At 49.8% G+C, this 20,310-nt stretch carries 21 protein-coding genes; 14 read left to right on the top strand and 7 right to left on the bottom strand.

All coding sequences use genetic code 11. From position 1 onward, the window contains the following. Positions 1–65 precede the first annotated feature (65 nt). The 4 genes from MIM_RS10775 (at position 66) to MIM_RS10760 (ending at position 5,475) form a co-directional block, all read left to right on the top strand. Complete coding sequence (locus MIM_RS10775; protein WP_025372768.1) at positions 66–1,112, top strand: amidohydrolase family protein; 1,047 nt, start codon at positions 66–68, stop codon at positions 1,110–1,112. A gap of 136 nt (positions 1,113–1,248) precedes the next feature. Then, positions 1,249–2,253 carry a Bug family tripartite tricarboxylate transporter substrate binding protein gene (locus MIM_RS10770; RefSeq protein WP_025372767.1) on the top strand — a complete coding sequence of 335 codons (1,005 nt, stop codon included), beginning with the start codon at positions 1,249–1,251 and terminating at the stop codon, positions 2,251–2,253. 95 nt (positions 2,254–2,348) lie between these two features. Next, on the top strand, positions 2,349–3,836 hold the full coding sequence (locus tag MIM_RS10765) for an aldehyde dehydrogenase family protein (protein ID WP_025372766.1): 1,488 nt from the start codon (positions 2,349–2,351) through the stop codon (positions 3,834–3,836). A gap of 1 nt (position 3,837) precedes the next feature. After that, positions 3,838–5,475 (top strand): GMC family oxidoreductase, encoded by a 1,638-nt coding sequence (locus MIM_RS10760; RefSeq protein ID WP_025372765.1) that lies wholly within the window; start codon positions 3,838–3,840, stop codon positions 5,473–5,475. A 28-nt stretch (positions 5,476–5,503) separates the two neighbouring features. Here MIM_RS10760 and MIM_RS10755 read toward each other — a convergent pair whose 3' ends face one another. Next, complete coding sequence (locus tag MIM_RS10755; protein ID WP_025372764.1) at positions 5,504–6,232, bottom strand: dihydrofolate reductase family protein; 729 nt, start codon at positions 6,230–6,232, stop codon at positions 5,504–5,506. Between the two features lie 237 nt (positions 6,233–6,469). Here MIM_RS10755 and MIM_RS10750 point away from each other — a divergent pair, with 237 nt between their 5' ends. Next, positions 6,470–7,360, top strand: a complete 891-nt coding sequence (locus MIM_RS10750) for a LysR family transcriptional regulator (protein WP_025372763.1) — start codon at positions 6,470–6,472, stop codon at positions 7,358–7,360. Positions 7,361–7,392: 32 nt separating this feature from the next. On the opposite strand, the gene MIM_RS23210 is transcribed toward MIM_RS10750, so the two are convergent. Both MIM_RS23210 and MIM_RS22890 read right to left on the bottom strand, forming a co-directional pair. Continuing rightward, positions 7,393–7,536: a hypothetical protein gene (locus MIM_RS23210; protein ID WP_158318725.1), complete on the bottom strand. Its 144-nt coding sequence runs from the start codon at positions 7,534–7,536 to the stop codon at positions 7,393–7,395. A 5-nt stretch (positions 7,537–7,541) separates the two neighbouring features. Further along, complete coding sequence (locus tag MIM_RS22890; RefSeq protein WP_144084628.1) at positions 7,542–7,745, bottom strand: hypothetical protein; 204 nt, start codon at positions 7,743–7,745, stop codon at positions 7,542–7,544. 145 nt (positions 7,746–7,890) lie between these two features. Between MIM_RS22890 and MIM_RS10745 the strand changes: the two genes are divergently transcribed. From MIM_RS10745 to MIM_RS10720, 6 genes are all read left to right on the top strand, one after another. After that, positions 7,891–8,652: a glucose 1-dehydrogenase gene (locus MIM_RS10745; RefSeq protein ID WP_025372762.1), complete on the top strand. Its 762-nt coding sequence runs from the start codon at positions 7,891–7,893 to the stop codon at positions 8,650–8,652. Between the two features lie 76 nt (positions 8,653–8,728). After that, positions 8,729–9,466, top strand: coding sequence for an SDR family oxidoreductase (locus MIM_RS10740; protein ID WP_025372761.1), 738 nt, complete (start codon positions 8,729–8,731; stop codon positions 9,464–9,466). Between the two features lie 64 nt (positions 9,467–9,530). Beyond that, complete coding sequence (locus tag MIM_RS10735; protein ID WP_025372760.1) at positions 9,531–9,761, top strand: tautomerase family protein; 231 nt, start codon at positions 9,531–9,533, stop codon at positions 9,759–9,761. A 252-nt stretch (positions 9,762–10,013) separates the two neighbouring features. Next, positions 10,014–10,922 (top strand): NAD(P)-dependent oxidoreductase, encoded by a 909-nt coding sequence (locus MIM_RS10730; protein ID WP_025372759.1) that lies wholly within the window; start codon positions 10,014–10,016, stop codon positions 10,920–10,922. Positions 10,923–11,121: 199 nt separating this feature from the next. Further along, on the top strand, positions 11,122–12,174 hold the full coding sequence (locus MIM_RS10725; protein WP_025372758.1) for an amidohydrolase family protein: 1,053 nt from the start codon (positions 11,122–11,124) through the stop codon (positions 12,172–12,174). 108 nt (positions 12,175–12,282) lie between these two features. After that, positions 12,283–13,269, top strand: coding sequence for a Bug family tripartite tricarboxylate transporter substrate binding protein (locus MIM_RS10720; protein ID WP_025372757.1), 987 nt, complete (start codon positions 12,283–12,285; stop codon positions 13,267–13,269). A gap of 139 nt (positions 13,270–13,408) precedes the next feature. Here MIM_RS10720 and MIM_RS10715 read toward each other — a convergent pair whose 3' ends face one another. The 3 genes from MIM_RS10715 to MIM_RS22115 are packed head-to-tail and all read right to left on the bottom strand — an operon-like array spanning position 13,409 to position 15,498. Continuing rightward, positions 13,409–14,386 (bottom strand): Bug family tripartite tricarboxylate transporter substrate binding protein, encoded by a 978-nt coding sequence (locus MIM_RS10715; protein WP_025372756.1) that lies wholly within the window; start codon positions 14,384–14,386, stop codon positions 13,409–13,411. Between the two features lie 21 nt (positions 14,387–14,407). Beyond that, on the bottom strand, positions 14,408–15,307 hold the full coding sequence (locus tag MIM_RS10710; RefSeq protein WP_245592871.1) for an alpha/beta hydrolase: 900 nt from the start codon (positions 15,305–15,307) through the stop codon (positions 14,408–14,410). Further along, positions 15,229–15,498 carry a hypothetical protein gene (locus MIM_RS22115; protein ID WP_052342301.1) on the bottom strand — a complete coding sequence of 90 codons (270 nt, stop codon included), beginning with the start codon at positions 15,496–15,498 and terminating at the stop codon, positions 15,229–15,231. Before MIM_RS22115 ends, MIM_RS10710 begins: the two co-directional genes overlap by 79 nt. 552 nt (positions 15,499–16,050) lie before the next feature. On the opposite strand from MIM_RS22115, the gene MIM_RS10705 reads away from it, so the two are divergent. The 3 genes from MIM_RS10705 to MIM_RS10695 all read left to right on the top strand — a co-directional run bounded on the left by MIM_RS10705 (position 16,051) and on the right by MIM_RS10695 (position 19,491). After that, the gene (locus tag MIM_RS10705; protein ID WP_025372755.1) at positions 16,051–17,022 is read left to right on the top strand and encodes a Bug family tripartite tricarboxylate transporter substrate binding protein; all 972 of its coding nucleotides are present in this window, start codon (positions 16,051–16,053) and stop codon (positions 17,020–17,022) included. A gap of 72 nt (positions 17,023–17,094) precedes the next feature. Further along, the gene (locus MIM_RS10700) at positions 17,095–18,102 is read left to right on the top strand and encodes a Bug family tripartite tricarboxylate transporter substrate binding protein (protein WP_144084627.1); all 1,008 of its coding nucleotides are present in this window, start codon (positions 17,095–17,097) and stop codon (positions 18,100–18,102) included. 102 nt (positions 18,103–18,204) lie between these two features. After that, a complete protein-coding gene (locus MIM_RS10695) occupies positions 18,205–19,491 on the top strand; it encodes an NAD(P)-binding domain-containing protein (protein WP_158318724.1) in 1,287 nt (428 codons plus the stop codon). On the opposite strand, the gene MIM_RS22110 is transcribed toward MIM_RS10695, so the two are convergent. Beyond that, on the bottom strand, positions 19,468–20,310 hold the full coding sequence (locus MIM_RS22110; protein WP_025372752.1) for an alpha/beta fold hydrolase: 843 nt from the start codon (positions 20,308–20,310) through the stop codon (positions 19,468–19,470). The two genes, MIM_RS10695 and MIM_RS22110, sit on opposite strands and share 24 nt — an antisense overlap.

The raw sequence follows: 20,310 nt of genomic DNA, 5'->3' as shown, positions 1-20,310 counted from the left end.
TATCTCCAGGCCTCTTTTACCGGAGGCCTTCGGACCGGAATCTGTAACTGGTGAAAGGTAATCAGATGAATGCAAGCTCATCCTTATTTTCCGCGACCCGTGCTCCAAACCTTGAATGGCTTGGGCGCGCTGTACCGGAAACCGCGATTGATCCCCATATCCCCATCGTAGACGCGCATATGCATTTGTGGGACCACAAAACCGGCTATCGGTATTTTTTGCCGGAGTTCGCCGACGATGCTGCACAATCGAACCACCGGATTGACGCCACGGTATATGTCGAATGTCATTCGATGTATCGCGCCGACGGTCCCGATCATTTGAAATGCATTGGAGAAACCGAGTTTGCCGTCGGAATGGCGGCGCAGGCAAACAGTCGAAAGTATACCGACTGTCGTGTGGCTGACGTTATTGTTGGATATGCAGACCTGACCCTCGGCTCTCGCGCAGGCGAAGCCCTTGAAGCACATATGGAAGCGGCCAATGGGCGTTTCCGAGGCATACGCCAGCGTGCAAAATGGGACCCGGATCCTGCGGTTCGTGGTGCCGTCCATGCCGGACGATCCGATCTGTTCGCCGATAAACATTTTCGCCAGGGGCTTGATGTACTCACCACAATGGGGCTATCCTTCGACGCCAGCGTATTTCATCCGCAATTAATGGATTTAGCAAAACTGGCACAGGCGCACCCTGACTCGCGGATTGTCGTTATCCATTGTGGTAGCCCAGTGGGTCATGCATCCTACCGGGGACGGGAAGAAGAGGTATACGCGGATTGGATGAAAGGTATGAAGGCGTTGGCCGCTTGTCCCAATGTATCAATCAAACTGGGAGGGCTTCTGATGTGCCTGGGGAGCTATGACTTTACAGCTGTGCCGTCCCCGCTTAATTCTGAGCAATTGGCACAGCTGTGGCGGCCCTACCTGGAACCCTGTGTTGAGCTGTTCGGCGCTCAGCGATGTATGGTGTCGTCGAACTTCCCTGTCGATAAAGCAGGTGTTCCATATGGCACTGTGTGGAATATGTTCAAAAGAGTCATGGCTGGATGTTCAGTAGACGAGAAAAACTGGATTTTCAACGGCACCGCGAGGCAGTTTTACAGGATGACTTGAATCACACAATAGGAAAGCGGTATTGACAGGGCTTCACGCTTTCTACGCTCCAAGCGTTTCGTATTGATCCGATAATTCGATGATGCGCGACGCTCACTACTATTGAAATACTAAACGATAATAGCGAGACTGTACTATGAAACACTATACCCGACGCGAATGGCTCAAGACGGCAAGCGCCGGTTGCGCTGGCATGGCATTCCTGACAACACCCATCACGGGGCTCGCCCAGGCGCTTGGCTCGGGCCCTGTTCGTGTCCTGGTCGGCATGGGCGCGGGCGGCGCAACGGACTCCATCGCACGGCTCTATGGACAAAAATTGCTGGATCAATTGGGTACCGCCGTTGTCATTGAGAACAAACCCGGCGCCTTCCAGATGCAGGCCATCAATTCGGTCAAGGATGCAGCAGCCAACGGGCGCATCCTTTATATGGGCACCGGCAGTTCATTGTCCCTGTTTCCCGCCATTCGTAAGGATGTGACTTATGACCCGATGAAAGATTTCTCATTTATTGCATTGACCGGTATTTCCTCAGCAGTCATCACGGTCAATGCAGCGCTACCTGTGAAAACACTGCAGGAGCTGGTTGAATACTCGGCCAAGAACCCCGGCATGGTCAATTATGGTTCTGCAGGGATTGGTTCGGCCAACCATATAAAGACCGAATATCTTAAACTGGCAAGCGGATTGAAGGCAGAGCATATTCCGTATAAATCGGATACCGACATTCTTATACAGGTTGCGTCGGGTACCGTTCACTTATGCATTACGACGATACAATCAGCGATGCCATTCATTAAGGATGGCAGGGTTCGCGCCCTCGCGGTCACTGCGCCCAAAGCATTATCCTATCTTCCCGGCATTCCAGGAACAGAAGAAGTGGGCATCAAAGGGTTAGAAGCAATAGAACCGTATAGCTACTTTGGCCTTGTGGGTCCAAAGGGCATGCCGGACGCACTTATACAGGAATTGAACAGTGCTATCAATAAAGTCACGGCCGTACCCGAGGTACAAACGCGAATGCGGGACACTTTCTATACGGAACCCTTTACGGGTACGCCAGACGAGTTCAAAACCATGAATCAGCGGGAAATTGAACGAGCCAGAGAGCTGGGAGCACGGCTCAAGCTTGATCTGTAAGCTTCCGTCATCACTCACCCGAACATCTCCGCGACTCAGATCAATGCCCTTGCGGCTGAGCAATGGAGATATCACGAATATATCAGGCAAACAATATGACCGAAAATTCAACGACTGCGCAGATGCAGTTTCTATCCAGTCAACAAAAACAGCATTTTATCGATGGCAAGTGGAGGCCTGCGCTGTCTGGCGAAACGATCGACACTTACAACCCGGCCACCGGAAAGGTGCTGGCGACACTGGCCAAAGGCAGTCGCGAAGACGTAGACCTGGCTGTCCAGGCGGCCCGGCGGGCCTTTCAGGGACCATGGAGCCGCTTTACCCCTTTCGAACGCTATACGCTGATGTTGCGCGTATGCGATGTGCTGGATCAGCATTTCGATGAGTTGGCCACGATCGAGTCCATGGATATGGGTGCGCCGATTAGTCGCACCCGCGCCATGAAAAACAGTCTGTTCCAGACAATTAAGTACTTTGCGAGCCAGGCAATGAACTGGTCAGGGACAACGATCCCCAATTCGCTGAAGGGAGACTTTACCACGCTGACCCTGAAGGCACCTGTGGGCGTCATTGGCAGCATTATTCCATGGAATGCACCGTTAATCAGTATGTGGTGGACCATCGGCGGGACGTTAGCTACTGGATGCACAACTGTCATTAAGACAGCTGAGGATGCCTCTTTGACTACATTAAGAACAGCAGAATTACTTGTGGAAGCAGGCGTGCCTCCTGGTGTTGTGAATGTGGTGACGGGTCTGGGTGCAGAAGCGGGGGCTGCCCTTGCTGAACATATGGACGTGGATCGCATTTGCTTTACCGGATCCACCATGACCGGCAGAGAGATCATCAAGGCGTCCGCTGGCAATATGAAGCGTATTCAGCTGGAACTGGGCGGCAAGTCCCCCGATATTGTTTTTGCAGATGCCGATCTGGAAAAAGCAGTGCCTGGCGCCGCAATGGGCGTATATAACAATTCCGGGCAAATCTGTTCCGCCGGTACACGTATATTTGTACAGCGTGGCATTTACGACGAATTTGTGGAAAAGCTGGCTGCGTTTACCCGCGGCATTAAAGTGGGCGACCCCTTTGACCCTGCGTCGCAGCTCGGCCCTCTGATATCAGGCAGGCAACTGGAGAGGGTCATGGAATATATGACAATCGGACAGGAAGAGGGCGCCAGCCTGGTAACCGGAGGAACACGGCTCGGGGCTGAACTGGCTGAAGGGTATTTTGTGCAGCCTACAGTTTTCAGCGACGTGCATAACGATATGCGCATCGCCAGAGAGGAAATATTCGGACCGGTAGCATCAGTCATCCCCTTCGATACAGTAGACGACGCGCTCAGATTGGCCAATGACACCATCTATGGATTGGGCGGAGCGGTCTGGACGACCAATGTCGGCACCATGATGGCGGCCATGAACGGCATCCAGGCCGGCAAAATCTGGATTAATTGCTATGGCCTGGCCGATCCCGCCGTGGGTTTCAGCGGATGCAAGCAGAGTGGATACGGCATGAAGGGCGGTGCCCAGCATATAGACGGATTCCTTTACGAAAAGAGCGTGTATATCAACGGGAATTAAGATGAGTATGTCAAATAAAAACAAGGCGGATCAGGAGACTTTCGACTTTATCGTGGTCGGCTCCGGATCCGGCGGCGGCGTTGTGGCCAGTCGATTGAGTGAGAACGGGAAGTACCAGGTTTTGTGCATTGAAGCCGGAACAAAAGGCGCATCTTATATCTTTACGCGACCACCGCTGGCGCTGCAATATCTGGTTGATAACCCGGCCGTGGACTGGCGCTACGAGTCTGAACCCGATCCCAGCTATGGGAATCGTTCCCTGGCGGTACCGCGTGGAAAAATGCTGGGCGGCAGCAGTTCAATCAACGCCATTGTGTATAACCGGGGACAGAAGCTGGACTACGATACCTGGAGTCGTCTCGGTTGTACCGGCTGGAGCTATAGTGAAGTCTTGCCGTATTTCAAAAAAATCGAAAATACCAAGTTGGGATCCGATGAATTCCGAGGCCGTAACGGGCCGATTTCGGTAACGCAAACGCGCAAACTGTGTCCGTTTTATGACCTGTTCTTCGCAGCCGCGAAATCGGCGGATATTCCGTACAACGAAGACTATAGCGGAGCAATGCAGGAGGGCGCTGCGATGGCCCAGTTGACGGCACGCAATGGCGCTCGCCAGAGTACGGCCACATCCTATCTGCGGCCGGCTCGGAACAGGAAAAACCTCACGATCATGAAGGGTACCGAAGCCACCTCGCTCATACTGGAAGGCAAGCGCTGCGTAGGCGTACGTATCATGCAGAAAGGTCAACGCCGCGAAATCCGTGCCCGCCGTGAAGTCATTGTCTGCGCTGGTACGGCAAATACGCCTAAGTTGCTGGAATTATCAGGTATTGGTAATCCCGACATTTTGCGCAAGCATGGGATCGAGCCGGTACACGAGCTGCGTGGCGTAGGCGAGAATCTACGGGATCATTATGCCGCGCTCATGAAATGGAAATTCAATCGGCCGGGTATTTCCCTCGCGAAAAAGGGGCGTGGCTGGCGGCTGGGGTTGGAAGTACTGAAGTGGGTCTTTCTGCGTAAGGGCATGATCTCACAAGGGCATGGATCAGTGCGTGTTTTTGCCCGTTCAAGCGATCAGGTCAAGGAGCCGGACGTCATGATGGTCGTCAGTCCCTATATTATTGAATTGCTCGCAGGAAAAGGGCGGCGCATGTCAAAGACGGAAGGGTTCTTCATGTACAGCCATGTACAGCGAACTGAAAGCACGGGCAGTGTGCATATTCGATCTGCAGCGCCGTTTGATCCGCCCGTTGTTAAATATCGATTTCTTGATACGGACTACGACCGAAAAACAGCGATCGCAGCCGTAAGACGTGCCCGGGATATCGCCGCTAGCAGTCCGATGCGTGAAGCGATTGCCACCGAACTGGCGCCCGGCGCTGCGATCAAGTCCGACGAAGACATTCTGTCATACATCCGGGAAACAGGACAGTCGACGCAACATATGGTCGGTTCATGCAAGATGGGTAAAGATCCCATGGCGGTGGTAGATGAACGCCTGAAAGTTCACGGTATTGAAGGGTTGCGTATTGCAGATGCATCTGTAATGCCGACAATTATCTCGGGCAATACCAGCGTCCCGTGCATGATGATCGGGGAGAAGTGCGCGGATATGATTCTTGCCGATCTGAAATAGCACATGTCCAGACACGTGTGGCTGGAGGCTATTGACTCCGGCCACTATGGTCTATCGTGTAACGTAACCACACAATCCCGGCGGACAAGGTTTCGACTGATAGCAGACGCAAGGAACGACCGGCTGCCGGTCTTTCGTCGCCCTGATTACCGTAATATTGAAATATACTGGGAACGCCCGCTAAACCATCAATCCCGGGATAGACGAGCAGACTGATCTCGTCAATCAAGTCAGCTTTCAGAAAAGCTCCATTGGTCGCGCCACCGCCTTCCAGTAAGATTGTTTCAACGCCAAATGTACTGGCCATTGTTTGCATTGCCAGATTGAGATTGCGCCCATCGGCGCCGGCGAATAAATAGGACACGCCATCTTTGCGTAATTGCGCCAGGTAATCGTCCGAGACATGTTCACTCAGTATCGCAACAACATGTTCAGAACCTAGATGATCCGTGCCATAGTGAAGTTTCCCACTCGGGTCAACCGCAACGGCAAGCGCGCGCCCCTGTCGCTTACCGATGTACGGTACGCGCTGTGTCAATGTTCCAGTCACATTTTGAGGCTGCTTTTCTCCGCGGACCATATCTGCCATCGTCTTACGGCCTACAATCCAGCCCTGGCCACCCAGTCTTTTGGCAGCCTCTTCGTAGACTTTCAGTACAGTGCCAGTATCTGTACCTTCAGGTAACGGGGTCCACCGATTGGATAAAAGTCGGCCATCGATGGAACCGATCATGTGGCATATTATTTTTGGGCGCATATAGGTTCCCGATAGATTTGAGTATGTTAAACAGCGGTTAAGAAAATTTTTTAAAATTACAGTGTTGGATTTCAAGTGTGTTAGAAACGACTGGCTTGTCGTTTTAATCGCGCTTTAGTCCAAAACGGTACTCACGCCAACTTCATACCGAACGACTGCTGACTCATTATTATTGCAAAAATTGAATACTTCGTTAAGATGATAAAATCTGCAAGCACCTATGAAGGAGAATCATGAATGCCCCGTGATAATTACAGCGGTTTGCTCGCATTCGTGACTGTCGTTCGCGAAGGAAATTTTACGCGCGCTGCAGCAAAATTGGGCATCTCTCAATCAGCCCTTAGTCACAGCATCCGCACATTGGAAACCAACGTTGGAATCCGATTGTTAACGCGCACGACTCGTAACGTTTCTCCAACAGAAGCTGGCGAGCATCTGTTTCAGAATATCGTCAATCAGATGACGGAGATTGATACACAGGTTCAGGCATTAAGCGAATTTCGGGATAAGCCTATCGGCACTGTTCGCATCACGGCGACAGACTATGCAATCAAGACAATCTTGTGGCCAAAACTGATGACGTTCCTTGCTCAATACCCGGATATCAAGATTGAGCTCATCTGCGACTACGGCTTGAACGACATAGCAGCAGACCGTTATGATGCTGGTGTCCGCTTCGGAGAATCGTTAGCGCAGGACATGATTGCTGTGCGGATTGGGCCAGACGTGCGATTCGCAGTCGTTGCAACGCCTGAATATTTTGCCAATAATCCTCCGCCAAAAACGCCGTACGACCTCGTGCATCATCGTTGTGTAAATCTGCGCCTACCGACGCATGGGGGCTTGTATGCATGGGAATTTAAGAAAAAGGGTGGCAGCGAGTTCACGGTTCGTGTTGATGGACAGCTGGTTGTCAACGGCATTTATGAAGTGCTTGACGGCGCTTTAGAAGGAGTTGGGCTGGCCTATGTGCCGGAAGCGATGACAGAAAGTCATATAGCAAAAGGGAATCTCGTGCGCATTCTGGAGGACTGGTGTCCTCTGTGGCCTGGATACCATCTGTATTACCCAAGCAGAAGACAGCCTTCCCAAGCGATGAAGCTCTTGATTGAAGAATTACGCTATTAGTTATTTGTGATATCCGGTCACCTAGGTCGTTCTCAATTGTCATTACTGCCGTTCAGACCGAGATTCCGGGTCAACAGCGCGACGATATCCGGATCGAACATGTCATGATGAGCCAGCGAGAGCTCTGCGGAACCGGATAACAAGGACTGTGTCTGACTCAGCGTAGCGGTACGCATGAGATCTAGCGTGAAGACGTGGTCGCTTTGTTCTTGTGGCGGCCCATACAACGCGCTACATTTACAGACCGATTGATTGAACGGTCCGGGCGAAACGACTGAAACTCCCAATCACCGTTACGAATAGACTCTTCATAGCGATCACCCCAACCATCGCGTTTTTCCATTACAACGTAGCGAAAGAGTTCACCATTGCGATAGTCTTCCATTGTGATGACTGTATTGCCGGGTAGTGTGTGCCCTGAAACGGCTTACTCATGAATTAATTTCATTACTGCTAGCATTTTTTGCCTATTTACGATTGAAAGCAGGCGCGCTCTAATTTAACAATTATCAATATGAGCGGAGATGCAAATGAACAGTTTTTTTGACGGCAAGGTTGCACTAGTTACCGGTGCCAGCGCAGGAATAGGATTTGCAACTGCCAAGGCCTTTGCCGAAGCAGGGGCCTCGGTCGTGTTGGCAGCAAACGATAAAGAAAAGTTGATTGCTGCTGTAGATCAGCTTAATGCGGCTGGGTTCCGTGCGCTTGCCGTGACTTGTGATGTTGCAGATGAAATGCAGGTAAAAGCAATGGTTGAGCTGACGATCAAGACATTCGGCCGTCTGGATGCCGCATATAACAATGCAGGCGTTCAAAGCCCGGTAGCAGACACTGCGGACGCAGATGGCGACGAGTTTGATCGGGTCCAGGCGGTTAATCTGCGCGGTGTGTGGAATTGCATGAAATATGAGTTGCTGCAAATGCGGCAACAGGGTAGCGGTGCTATTGTGAACTGTTCGTCCATGGGCGGATTGGTCGGCATTGCCGGGCGAGGTGCCTATCACGCATCTAAGCACGGGGTGCTGGGGCTGACTAAAAGCGCGGCGCTTGAGTATGCAGCAAGAGGCATCCGAATCAATGCAGTTTGCCCCGGAATTATCGAAACACCAATGGTGCGTCATATGCTGGACACGGAACCCGATGCGATGGATCTTCTCATGAAAGATCAGCCTATCGCACGCCTCGGGCGACCAGAAGAAATCGCATCGGCGGTACTTTGGCTATGCAGTCCAGGGGCTAGTTTTGTTATTGGGCATGCATTAAGTGTTGACGGCGGTTACACCATACGCTGAAAGAGCATTCGTCTCGGCCTAGTGATAGAGCGGCTGTGCACCCCGTACTGTGCCAGTTAACCAGGAGTTTTCAAACATGACAGAAAATATCAAAGATAAAGTAGTTATCATCACAGGTGCCAGCAGTGGCCTGGGTGAAGCCACAGCGCGTATGTTAGCAAAAAAAGGTGCAAAGCTGATGCTTGCCGCTCGCCGGACTGACCGGCTTCAGGCGCTGGCAAAGGAACTCGAACTAAACGAAAGTGTGATCGTTCCCACGGATGTGACTGACCGAAAGCAGGTTGAGAATCTGGTAGCGCAAACCGTAAAGGAGTATGGCCGCGTTGACGTCCTGATCAACAATGCAGGTCTTATGCCCAGCTCAATGCTGGAAAATCTTCATATCGACGAGTGGGATCGCATGATTGACGTGAATATTAAAGGTGTACTTTATGGTATCGCAGCCGTGCTGCCTGTCATGAAGGCACAAAAGTCAGGGCACATCATCAATGTATCCTCTGTTGCTGGTCATAAAGTAGGGCCGGGCGGAACGGTATATGCAGCTACAAAACATGCCGTCAGAGCGCTTTCAGAAGGGCTGCGGCAAGAGATAAAACCGTACAACATCCGCACGACGATCATTTCACCAGGTGCTGTCGCAACGGAACTGATCAACACGATTACAGACACTACCATCGCTGCAAACATGCGCAAGACATATGAACAGGCCATTCCAGCAGAGTCGTTTGCTCGTGTAGTCGCGTTTGCTATCAGCCAACCGGATGAAGTGGACATCAACGAAGTGTTATTCCGGCCTACCAGTCAAGCCTACTAAAGGCGTATTTACATAGACTGCGGCGGTGAATTTGAACGCAGGCGCAGTCAACAGGAGGGCGATCATGCCTCATATCAATATCAAGCTTCTTGCTGGTCGCTCAGAGCAACAAAAGCAAGAGCTAGCCGATTCAATTTCTGAAGCGCTAGCAAGCACCCTTGGCGCTGACGATTCTTCCATTTCAGTTGCGATAGAAGATGTTCCATCCGGAGACTGGACCGAGAAAGTTTACAAACCCGAAATTCTGGGCAAGCTGACCAGCATATATAAGAGACCAGGGTATAAGCCGTTCTAGTCACTACAACAAAGCTGGAAGAACGGGACCATAACGTAACGAACTACCAAAGAGGAACAGTCGGTAAAAAATGGCATTTATTTTGACTGTATGTATTGAATGGCATTTAGAAATGATAATGGAGGAAAGGGTGATTAACTTTGATTTAGTGAGATAGGGAAGGTTGGTCGTTTGTAGAACGAATGCAGGCGAAACGGTATTGAGCGAGCGGCTAGTTCTGCCTGGAACATGCTTTTTATATGGAGAAATATAATGAATAATCAAATCAACACACCAATCATTGGATTCATCGGTCTGGGCCAGATGGGGGAGCCAATGGCGATGAATCTCGTCAAAGCTGGCCATCAAGTTTTTGTTTTTGATATTGACAGCAAAAAAGCGAAGCGAATCGTTGAGGCGGGAGGGATGCTTGCGAGCAGCCCGCTTGATGTAGCGGAGCACGCGCGTATTGTAATGCTAATGGTGGAAACAACTGAGCAGGTAGAATCCGTCATTTGGGGAAAAAACGGACTGGTACATGGGGCAGTTTCAGGTGATGTCATCATATGCATGAGTACAGTCAATCCTCAAAAATTGCAAGAGATGGAGAAGCGACTATCGGAAAAAGGGATTGCCTTAATTGACGCCCCAGTCACAGGGCTACCCAAAGGTGCAGAAGATGGAACATTGAAAGCCTTGGTTGGAGGAAGCTCGCTGGCGCTGGAGCGCGCTCGATTCGCTCTCGAGTCGATTACCTCCAAAATTATTCATGTAGGAGCTTGTGGTAGTGGAACAGCAATGAAGCTAATTAACAACATGCTATTCCAGGCCAATCGTGTTCTTATCGCGGAGGCACTGGCCCTGGGTGCAAAGGCTGGACTTGATCCTAAACGGATTTATGAGATCGTCAGTGATTCTACAGGCAACAGTGCTGCTTTTCAGTACTGTGCTCCTCGCGTTATCGCGCGAAATTTCGACGGTGTACGCATGGAGATCACTTACAAGGACCTGGAGCTTCAAACTCAGTTTGCAAAATCATTAAAAATGCCTATGTTTATGGTTCCGGCGGCGCAACAGGTATTTCAAATGGCTCGAGCGTCAGGCTATGGCCAGGAAGACGGGGTGGCAGTGGTGAAAATCTACGAAAGTTTTACTGGTGTTGAAGTTACGCCGCATTCTTAAACTGGCGGTCTGTCAGTGGTATTCGTTTGATGCTATTTAGCACTGCCTGGCTTGTCAATATCTCAATAAAACTCTGTAAAAGATCTTACTTATTAACAGAGTTTTATTGAACATATTCTCGCAAGAAGCGCAGCTACTTAGGCTTCGAATCACAGACAAAACCATGGGCATTTCAGAATAAATAATTTTAGGTATTCCTATGAACAATACTAGTAGCAACTCAGTCTTTGCAGCAACACGAGCGCCCAACCCGGGATGGCTCTGTAGAGCAGAATCTGAACCAGTACTTGAGCCCGAACTTTCAATTATCGACTCACATATGCACTTGTGGGAACACAAAACGGGCTATACGTATTTTGTAAAGGAATTTGCTGAAGATGTGGCAACATGCGGGCACAAGATTGATTCGACAGTCTTCATTGAGTGTCGTTCCATGTATAGGAGTCGCGGGCCGGAACATATAAAAAGCGTGGGAGAAACTGAATTCGCGTCCGGTATGGCCGCAATCGCAGCCAGTGGTATATACACTTCCTGCAGGGTAGCCGATGCAATTGTCGGTTTTGCAGATCTCACTTCTGGAGAAAAATTGAGGGAAACTATCGAAGCTCACATGTCCGTAGCCAACGGTCGCTTTCGAGGTATTCGTCAGGGCGCCAAGTGGGATGCGGATCGTACTATAAAAGGTTCGTTACCCAATGCAAGGCCTGGGTTATATCTGGACCCATCCTTTGCCATAGGTTTGGAGATGTTGACTGCTATGGGTTTAAGTTTCGATGCAAGCGTCTTTCATCCGCAAATTCAAGATGTTGCCACTCTTGCCAGAGCTCATCCAAATACCAGGATTGTAGTTAATCATTTGGGAAGCCCACTCGGTTATGCAACTTACGAGAGTAGGCGAAGCGAAGTTCGCGCTGCATGGCTGTCCAGCATGCGCGATCTGGCGCAATGTCCCAATGTATCAGTAAAGCTGGGGGGGTTGCTGATGTGTTTGGGTAACTTTGACTTCACTCAAGAAAAAAAACCGCCAGATTCTGTTCAATTGGCTGAATTGTGGCGCCCATATATTGAACCCTGCATAGAATTGTTTGGCGCAAATCGATGTATGGCTTCGTCTAATTTTCCGGTAGAAAAAGCGGGTGTACCATACGGCACTCTGTGGAATACGTTTAAAAGAGTGACGGCGGGATGCTCCGAATATGAAAAGAAAATGATATTCAGTGGCACGGCTCGTCGTTTTTACAACATGGACTAACGTCCGTCGTTGTTGAAAGGTACCTTTGGTTAGAAAAGTACTTCACTGACACCTGATTCAGGATTCTTGTGTAGATTACCCTAGAACATATAAATATTAAGAGACAATATGCAAAACCTAAAATTATCCAGAAGGGCACTTTTAATCAGCTCCGCAGCGCTCTTCATGCGGCCGCTTCGTGCACAAACATTTCCGTCCCGCCCAATACGCATTATAGTTGGCTTTGGTCCTGGCGGTACCACAGATGTGATTGCGAGATCGTATGGACAGTTAATGTCGGAGCAATTAAATGTCTCCGTTATTGTTGACAACAAACCTGGTGGCAACCAGATAAATGCCATAAGGACATTACTGAATTCGCCACCAGATGGCTATACACTGTATGCTGCAACAGGAAGCTCACTCGTGCAGAACCCGGCAATAAAGAAAGACCTGATCTATGACCCGCTCAAGGACTTTAGTTACATCGGGTTAGCAGCCAAAAATCCCGGAGTCATTTTCTGTAATCAGAAACTCCCTGTAAACACACTAAATGATTTGGTGACATACGCCGCGGCTAATCCTGGTCAATTAAATTATGCGTCTGCTGGTGTCGGCACCTCTGGTCACTTCGCCGGAGAGGCTTTCCTTCATGCTACAGGTGTGAAAATCACCCATATTCCCTACAAGGCCGATGCTGAGGTGATTCGTGAGGTGATGGGCGGGGCTATTGACATGTCCATTATGACAACGCTCAACACGACTCAAGCGATCAAATCTGGAAAAATTAAGGCGCTTGCTGTATGTACAGCCAGCAGATTACCGTACTTGCCGGATGTACCCACTCTACGCGAATCTGGATTCAACAATTTAGATGTGCTGGATCCTTATACCTTCATTAGCTTGGTAGGGCCCGCCGGCATATCTGCTGCTACGCAAAACCAATTAAATGCAGCGATGAATAAAGCGGCAACCTCGGTCGCCTTTGCAGCAAAGATACGCGATACTTTATACACAGAACCGATGCGATCTTCGCCCGCAAGCTTTCGTGAATTCACGGAGAAACAAATTTCTGTGTGGCAGAAGCTGGCAAAATCCATGACATTGCCGGTTTAAATTATTTTTCGTTGATATATTGACGTCTTGTTTTTCTTAGTGTTTTATACACGATTTCAATTTTCAAGCGCGGGATGTTGTCAGAGGAAAATTTCCGCCATTTTCCTCTGACAACATAGTCAACATCGTACACGACAGACTACCCCTGTACCCCTGCTTTTAGAAGCTCGCTCCAAATAGTTTTTTCTCGCTCGATTCTATTAAATAAAACGCGAGGGCCACCCATATTTTCTACACTGGCCCCCAAACTCCCCAATTGTCGCCGTAGTTCGGGTTGAGAAGATACTTGTAAAATTGCTGTGGCAAGCGTTTCACACAATGACTCAGACGTTCCTTTAGGCACCATATAGCCAACAAAAAGTGTTGGATCGAAATCGTTAAAAATATCTAACTCCGAGAATGTAGGTACCTTTGGAAAAGCAGGATCACGTTTACTACCCGAAATTCCTAAAGCTCGCAATCGCTTTGCTTCAATATAAGCAGCTGCAGCGGGCAGGGTGGTGAAGTAATAATGAAGACGGCCGCCTATTAGATCCGTTAATCCGGGACCATCTCCTTTGTACGGGACATGAACCGCGTCCATTCCCGCATTGCGAGCAAATAGCTGACCAACCATATGACCTAAGGTACCAGGCCCCCCAGAGCCGAACAGTACTCCGTCTTTTTGAGATTTTAATTTTTCTATTAATTCTTCTATTGATTTTGACGATTCCGAACCAGGAACAACTAAAACTTGCGGAATATCGAAAACATGAGCCAAAGGGGAGAATTCCCTTAAGAGATCATATTTTGGGCTGTCTGAAATCAAAGGATTTATTATTTGCGCATTTGTCACCGAGAGGAGTGTATATCCATCTTTGTGTGCGGAGGCCGCAGCGAGTGTGCCGATATCACCGCCCGCTCCGGGCTTGTTATTAACAACAACTGGCTGTCCAAGCTCATTTCCTAGAGAAACAGCTACGATACGGGCCAACAAATCCGACGCACCGCCAGGGCTATAGGGCAGAATTATCGATATAGGTCGATCAGGGAATTTCTGAGCGGAGCTCATATTCATAGCAACCATCCCACTAATTGCAGCCAGAATGGTGCGGCGGCGAGTCCAATTTTTACACATTTATCTTCTCCAGATAGTAAATTAAATTACATGAGTTTCAAGCCATTTAATTACTACGCCTGCAATTTCTATATTATTTTTCTCCAACATCATCATGTGTCCGTTTCCTCGAATATTAAGGTCTTTCAACCGGATAAAATCGACATTGACACCAGCCTGGCGGAGCCACTGCACAGTACAATGATCATATGCAGCGTGGTAGCTTGCCTCTGACACCAGCACCAGTACAGGAATATTTGCAAGATTAGGGAGTTGATGTGCCGGTTGCACCTGTAGCCAACAGTGTGACAAATCGTCGCCTTGGCTCTCGATTTCCTGAATAAGCTTTAGCTCCGTTGCATTCTTAAGGGGTGGACTATATTCGATTGCGTTATGGGTAACTCCCCACCTCAAGTGCATCTTGCCACCAAAAACCTCATGTTCCATTATTGGTGGGCAGGCTGGTTCAATAGCAATAATTGCCTGTACCTTTAGAGATCTGATATCGGCTATAGCCCATCCGGCCGATCCAGATTGGGAATGCGTGACCAGGATAGCAGGTCCGATTTTGTCCAGTAATTTAGCCACACTCTGTTGGAGATTCCTTTCGGTGATAGCATCAGACGCTACGGATTCAACTTGACTAGCATAAAACTGATCAAATACTGGATCACCTTTTCTTCCTTTACCAGGCCATTGACTATGATGCTTTGCTTGTGGCCATAAGCAAAATTGCTCTGGAGCGGTAAACATTTTTTCCACCCGTTGCACGGATGTATTGCGCAGTTGATTATCATGGGCAGGATGCCAGGCTGAGCGACCTCGTTGCGGTTGATCTACCAAATAGACATCAAAACCACAATTCACAAAGTATTCGGCCCAGCCAGGCCGTCCGTCAGGAGTGTTGAGCCAATTGACCGCAGTTTGACTGCCGCCATGGATGAATATAATTTTGGGACTTGAGGTTTTTTTTCATCAGGACAGTACAGATGCTCTACAAACATCGCTCCCTGCATAACCTCACACTCTTTATCCGACACATAGCATCCCTCTATGAAAAAAACGTCGCGTGCAGGCTGCTTCCAATCACGAGTTGATGCTGAAATAGAACCCATATATTCAGTACCCTCCATTTCATAGATTTGCTGATTTATCACTTGGCGGTTTAATTTAGTTCAAATTCTTACAATGGTTAACCTGCCTCATTATGTACGCCTCCTTAAGCAATTTCTATGCCAGTATTTCTAATGTTTCAATAGGACAAAATACCCATTCCGCTTAAATGTTTGACATTGATATGCACACCTATGTAACGCTCGCCCACAAATGAATGAACAGGTATATTGAAGTGACCTCAGCAATATCCAGGAAGTGTTTAATCATATTGTTTTCTGAGCAGACAATTGCGAATATGCAAAGGACACATACGACGAGAAAGGACACAAGAAGAAGTTCAGCATGTCCGGTTACCACACTTTTAAGCCTCTCGTTATTTCCTTAAGTGCAACGACGCTGGACAAGAAAAATTGGCATGCAACTTGCTTGAACCGATACACAGCCGGGCGGCCTCTTTGCGGTGACGGGTGGTATACGTTCTGCGAACGACACTCGTTGTCGACATCCTGCTGATGAACCATAAAGCTTGCCTGACATAACAGGTACACAAATATTATAGGAGACACGCAATGAAGAGGATGGTAAGTAGTGCAGTAGCGTTTAGTCTGTTTTTCCTGCTGACATCGCCAAATGCTCAGGCGGCGACAGATTTTCCGACTAAACCGATACGCATTGTTGTGCCGGCAGCACCCGGAGGCGCACTCGATCTGACTACACGCCTGGTGGCAGAGAAAATGAGTGAAGATCTTGGACAAACGATTATCGTGGACAACAGGCCTGGCGCCGGTTCACTGATCGGCACCCGATACGTTAAGACAGCAAAGGCCGATGGTTACACCTTACTCTCACAAGCCAACGGCTTTACCTTATTGCCGCAAACAAAAATCAATCCTGGTTACGATCCCGCAAAAGACTTTACCGGTATCGGTTTTATGACCCGTTCGCCACTGGTCATCGAAACCAGCACAACCCAGCCCGAAGGAACGCTGCAGGATTTCATGGCTCGCGTCAAAGCCAACCCCGGGCAATTGAGCTATGGCCATGGCGGAGTTAGTACCCCCATTCATCTGGCAGCGGCATCCTTTCTGCACAAAACAGGCCTGAACATGCTCAGTGTGCCTTATAAGGGTAATGGCCCCGTTTTGCTGGACGTGATTGGTAATCGGTTGCACCTGGTATTTGACGGCTACATCAGCAGTGCCCCGTTCATCGGCAATGGCCAGTTGCGACCGTTAGCTGTCACTTCGGACAAACGCATGGAATCGCTGAAGGACGTTCCGACTCTGAAAGAGCAGGGCGTAGATTTCAGCTATACCCTTTGGCTCGGCTTGCTCGCGCCATCCGGCGTGCCCAACGAGGTCGTGAACCGGCTATCCCAGTCTCTCAAATACGCGCTGGAGTCTAAGGAACTGAATAAGCGTTTTATAGAGGAAGGATCCGATCCCACATTCGTAACGCCAGCGTTTTTCACTGATTACTATAAAAACGAGGCCGTCGATATGGTGAAAGTGGCTGCCGACCTGCAACTGCCCAGGGACTGACGAAAAGCAATGCTGTTGCCGCCGGCTAGTTGCTATGCGTCGCAGCCGGCGGTTGTCCATCCATAAGCAAGCATGACACTGAAAGCATGCTCATCGGAGATAGATCGCATGTTGTACAAATCAATACATTCAGTATTCGCCAGTTTTGCCCTTGCTGGCTTGGTTACGCCAGTAGCCAGCGCAACCACCTTTCCAGTTAAACCAGTCAAAATCGTCGTAAACACCGGTCCGGGAGGCCTGGTCGACCTGTCGACGCGTCTGATTGCAGAAAAAATGAGTGAGAAGCTCGGGCAGCCTGTCATTGTCGAAAACAGACCCGGCGGCGCGACATTAATCGGAACGAGGGCGATAAAAAATGCGCCGGCGGATGGCTATACTTTGCTGTCCACTGCCGGCACTGTCACTATCCTGCCAGCCGTCAAACGTGATCCTGGCTATCAAATCAACGACTTCACCGGCATCGGGCCTATCCTCAGGTCACCATTGCTCATGGTGACCAGCGGTTCGGGTCCGTACAAAACGCTAGCGGACTTTGTTAAACGTGCAAGTACCAATCCCGGAAAAATGAGTTATGCATCGGGAGGGGTGGGCACAACTACGCAAATCGGTGCTGCTTTGTTTATTAAGCAGGCCGGGTTGGATCTACTGCATATCCCCTACAACGGTAACGGCCCTGCCATTCCTGATGTGATAGCGGGACGAGTCGATACGATTTTTGAAGCCTATAGCAGCGGTGCACCTCAGGTGAAATCCGGTACATTGCGTGCGCTTGCTGTTACCTCCACCGTCCGATTACCGAATCTGCCAGATGTCCCGACACTTCAGGAGCGCGGTATTAAAGACTTCAGTTATTACCTGTGGACGGGGATGCTGGCACCCAAGGGAACACCTCAGGATGTGGTGAGCCGGCTTTCCGAGGCGTTACATTACGCTCTCGATAGCAAGGAATTGGGCGAACGCTTTCGCTCGGATGGTGCGGAACCAATGTTGATGCAACCCATAGAATTCAATCAGTTTCTGCAACAGGAAGCATCGTATTTCGAGAAAGTAGTGACTGAGCTTGGGATAGAAAAACAATAATTTCATCCTTAACTTAGCCGCGCGATGTGACTGCATTGCATAAAAGAGAAGCGATCCGCTGAGCAACACGGTGGATCGCCGATCATAAAGAATGGAAAAAGTATGACTATGAAAGTAGGATATATAGGGCTGGGCGCACTCGGCAGCGAACTGGCAGGGCGATTGTCTTGCGTCTATCCGGTATGCGCATGGGACATCAATGATGCCGCCATGTTGCGATTACGCGATCGGGGAGCAAGTATCATGGCTTCGCCCGAAGAGATCGCGAGAAATAGCGATATTGTGCTGCTATGCCTGCCACGCAGCGAAGATGTGAGGCAGGTTGTTTTCGGGCCTCAAGGGCTGGCAAAAGGACTGGGCGCGGGTAAGTTGATTATCGACCAGACTAGCGGTCACCCGGAAAGTACCCGGAAAATCGCGGAAAAACTGGCTTTAGCAGGCGTATCAATGATCGATGCGGCAGTATCCGGCAACCCGCAAGTTGTCTCGAAAGGGGAGGCCACGCTCATGGTTGGGGGATCGGACGTGCTATACGAGCGCGTACTTCCGGTACTTACCGCCATCAGCGAAAAAGTGTTTCGCTGCGGCGCCAATGTTGGTGATGGGCAGGCAATGAAAATGGTCAACAACGCGATGAATGCCGCGTGCAGGCTCGGAACGCTGGAGCTTGCTGCCATGGGTGTGAAAGCTGGACTGCCGCTGGAGTGCATCATAGAAGTGCTCAATAGCGGGACTGCACGCAATCCAACAACAGAGGTCATGCTGCCGGCCATTGCGCAGGGGCGATCCTCTACCGATTTTGCCTTATCGCTCATGCTCAAAGACATTAATCAGGCCGTGATGCTGGGTATAACTATTGGTGTGTCTACGCCAGTAATCAATGCTGTACAGAACTTATTGCAAATGGGCGCAAATACGCTTGGCGGACAAGCCAGGCTTGAAGACATGGTGGGATTTATGGAATCGGCCGCTGGTACAAAATTTCGAGCAGGCAGTGCAGGCGCTGATGTGGTTGATTCCCGTTTCGAGGATCGCGGTGCTTCTGGTAATGCGGAACTTGCGTCGCTATTGAATAATGCGGTAACAGCGTTATGCGAGACCGTTACCTATGAAGGTACGGCACTTGGTTTTCGATTTGGACTTGGACTCGAAGAGCTGTCGCGTGTCATTAATATCAGTTCCGGCCGTAGTGCAGCATCGGAACGTATTTTGCCAACACTCGGCAAGCAGATGTTGCAAGCGGACCGGCAGTCACAATTGACACTTGCGCAATTGCAGGACGTAGCCAAGCTCGCAATAACGACTGGCGTACCCACTACAATATTCAACACTGTACGAACCGTATCCGAAGCGACAGTGAACCCGTCAGAAAGCTTCACACTGCGCTGAAGCACTTACCTCGCGTAAAAAGGTACATGTATCACGCGCAAATTGATCTGGTTGCAAATAGCAGTCGATATGTTTGGCCTCCGGATAAACAATTTGCCGTGATCCCGCGATATTATCCAGAATAAACTGTTGTTCTTCCTGACCGCTATGGGGGCTGTTGCCGGCCGATAGCACCAACGTAGGTGCCTTAACACTGCTCAATAGCGATTCAGCAGAAACCTGACTCGCAAAGCGCAGCAACGCCTGTGCCACATGCAGCGGCCAGCTGCCACATTCGTCGGCAAACCACTCGTCTTTGGCTGCATTGCCTGTGAGCTGGTTCGTGACTTCGCGGGAGCGAAGCCACCACTGTTTCATCCCCAATTGGTCCAGCGCTTCGGCCCAGGTTGGATAGCCGACCGAATTGATCGCCACTGTTTTTTCCGGCCTTACCCGTATGATAGAAGAGACCAGAGTCAGGCTTTTTACGCGTTGCGGATGGGTCGCTGCAAATATCACCCCCAGGATGCTGCCTAATGACTCGCCCACGTAATGCACTTTCTCAATACCAAGCTTATCCAACACGCCCACAAAGTCTGACAGTATCTGGTCAAGAGAAAACTCAATGTCTGGCCCGGGATCTGCACCAGGTCCCACACCCCGCAAATTGGGTCGAATGACCCGGAACTGGCGGCTCAGATGGGGTACCCAGCCATAATACATATTACCGGTACGCCCAAGCCCATGTTGCAGCATGACTGCGTCGGATGAATCCCAGGGATCCGTGTAATCATCATCGTGATAAAAGATGTTCGCATCATTCACCCGAATATTCGGCAT

This window comes from Advenella mimigardefordensis DPN7, assembly GCF_000521505.1.
GTDB classification, from domain to species: domain Bacteria; phylum Pseudomonadota; class Gammaproteobacteria; order Burkholderiales; family Burkholderiaceae_B; genus Advenella; species Advenella mimigardefordensis.
The sequence above is the reverse complement of the archived record's forward strand: the minus strand, read 5'-3'. Positions and strand labels throughout refer to the sequence as shown.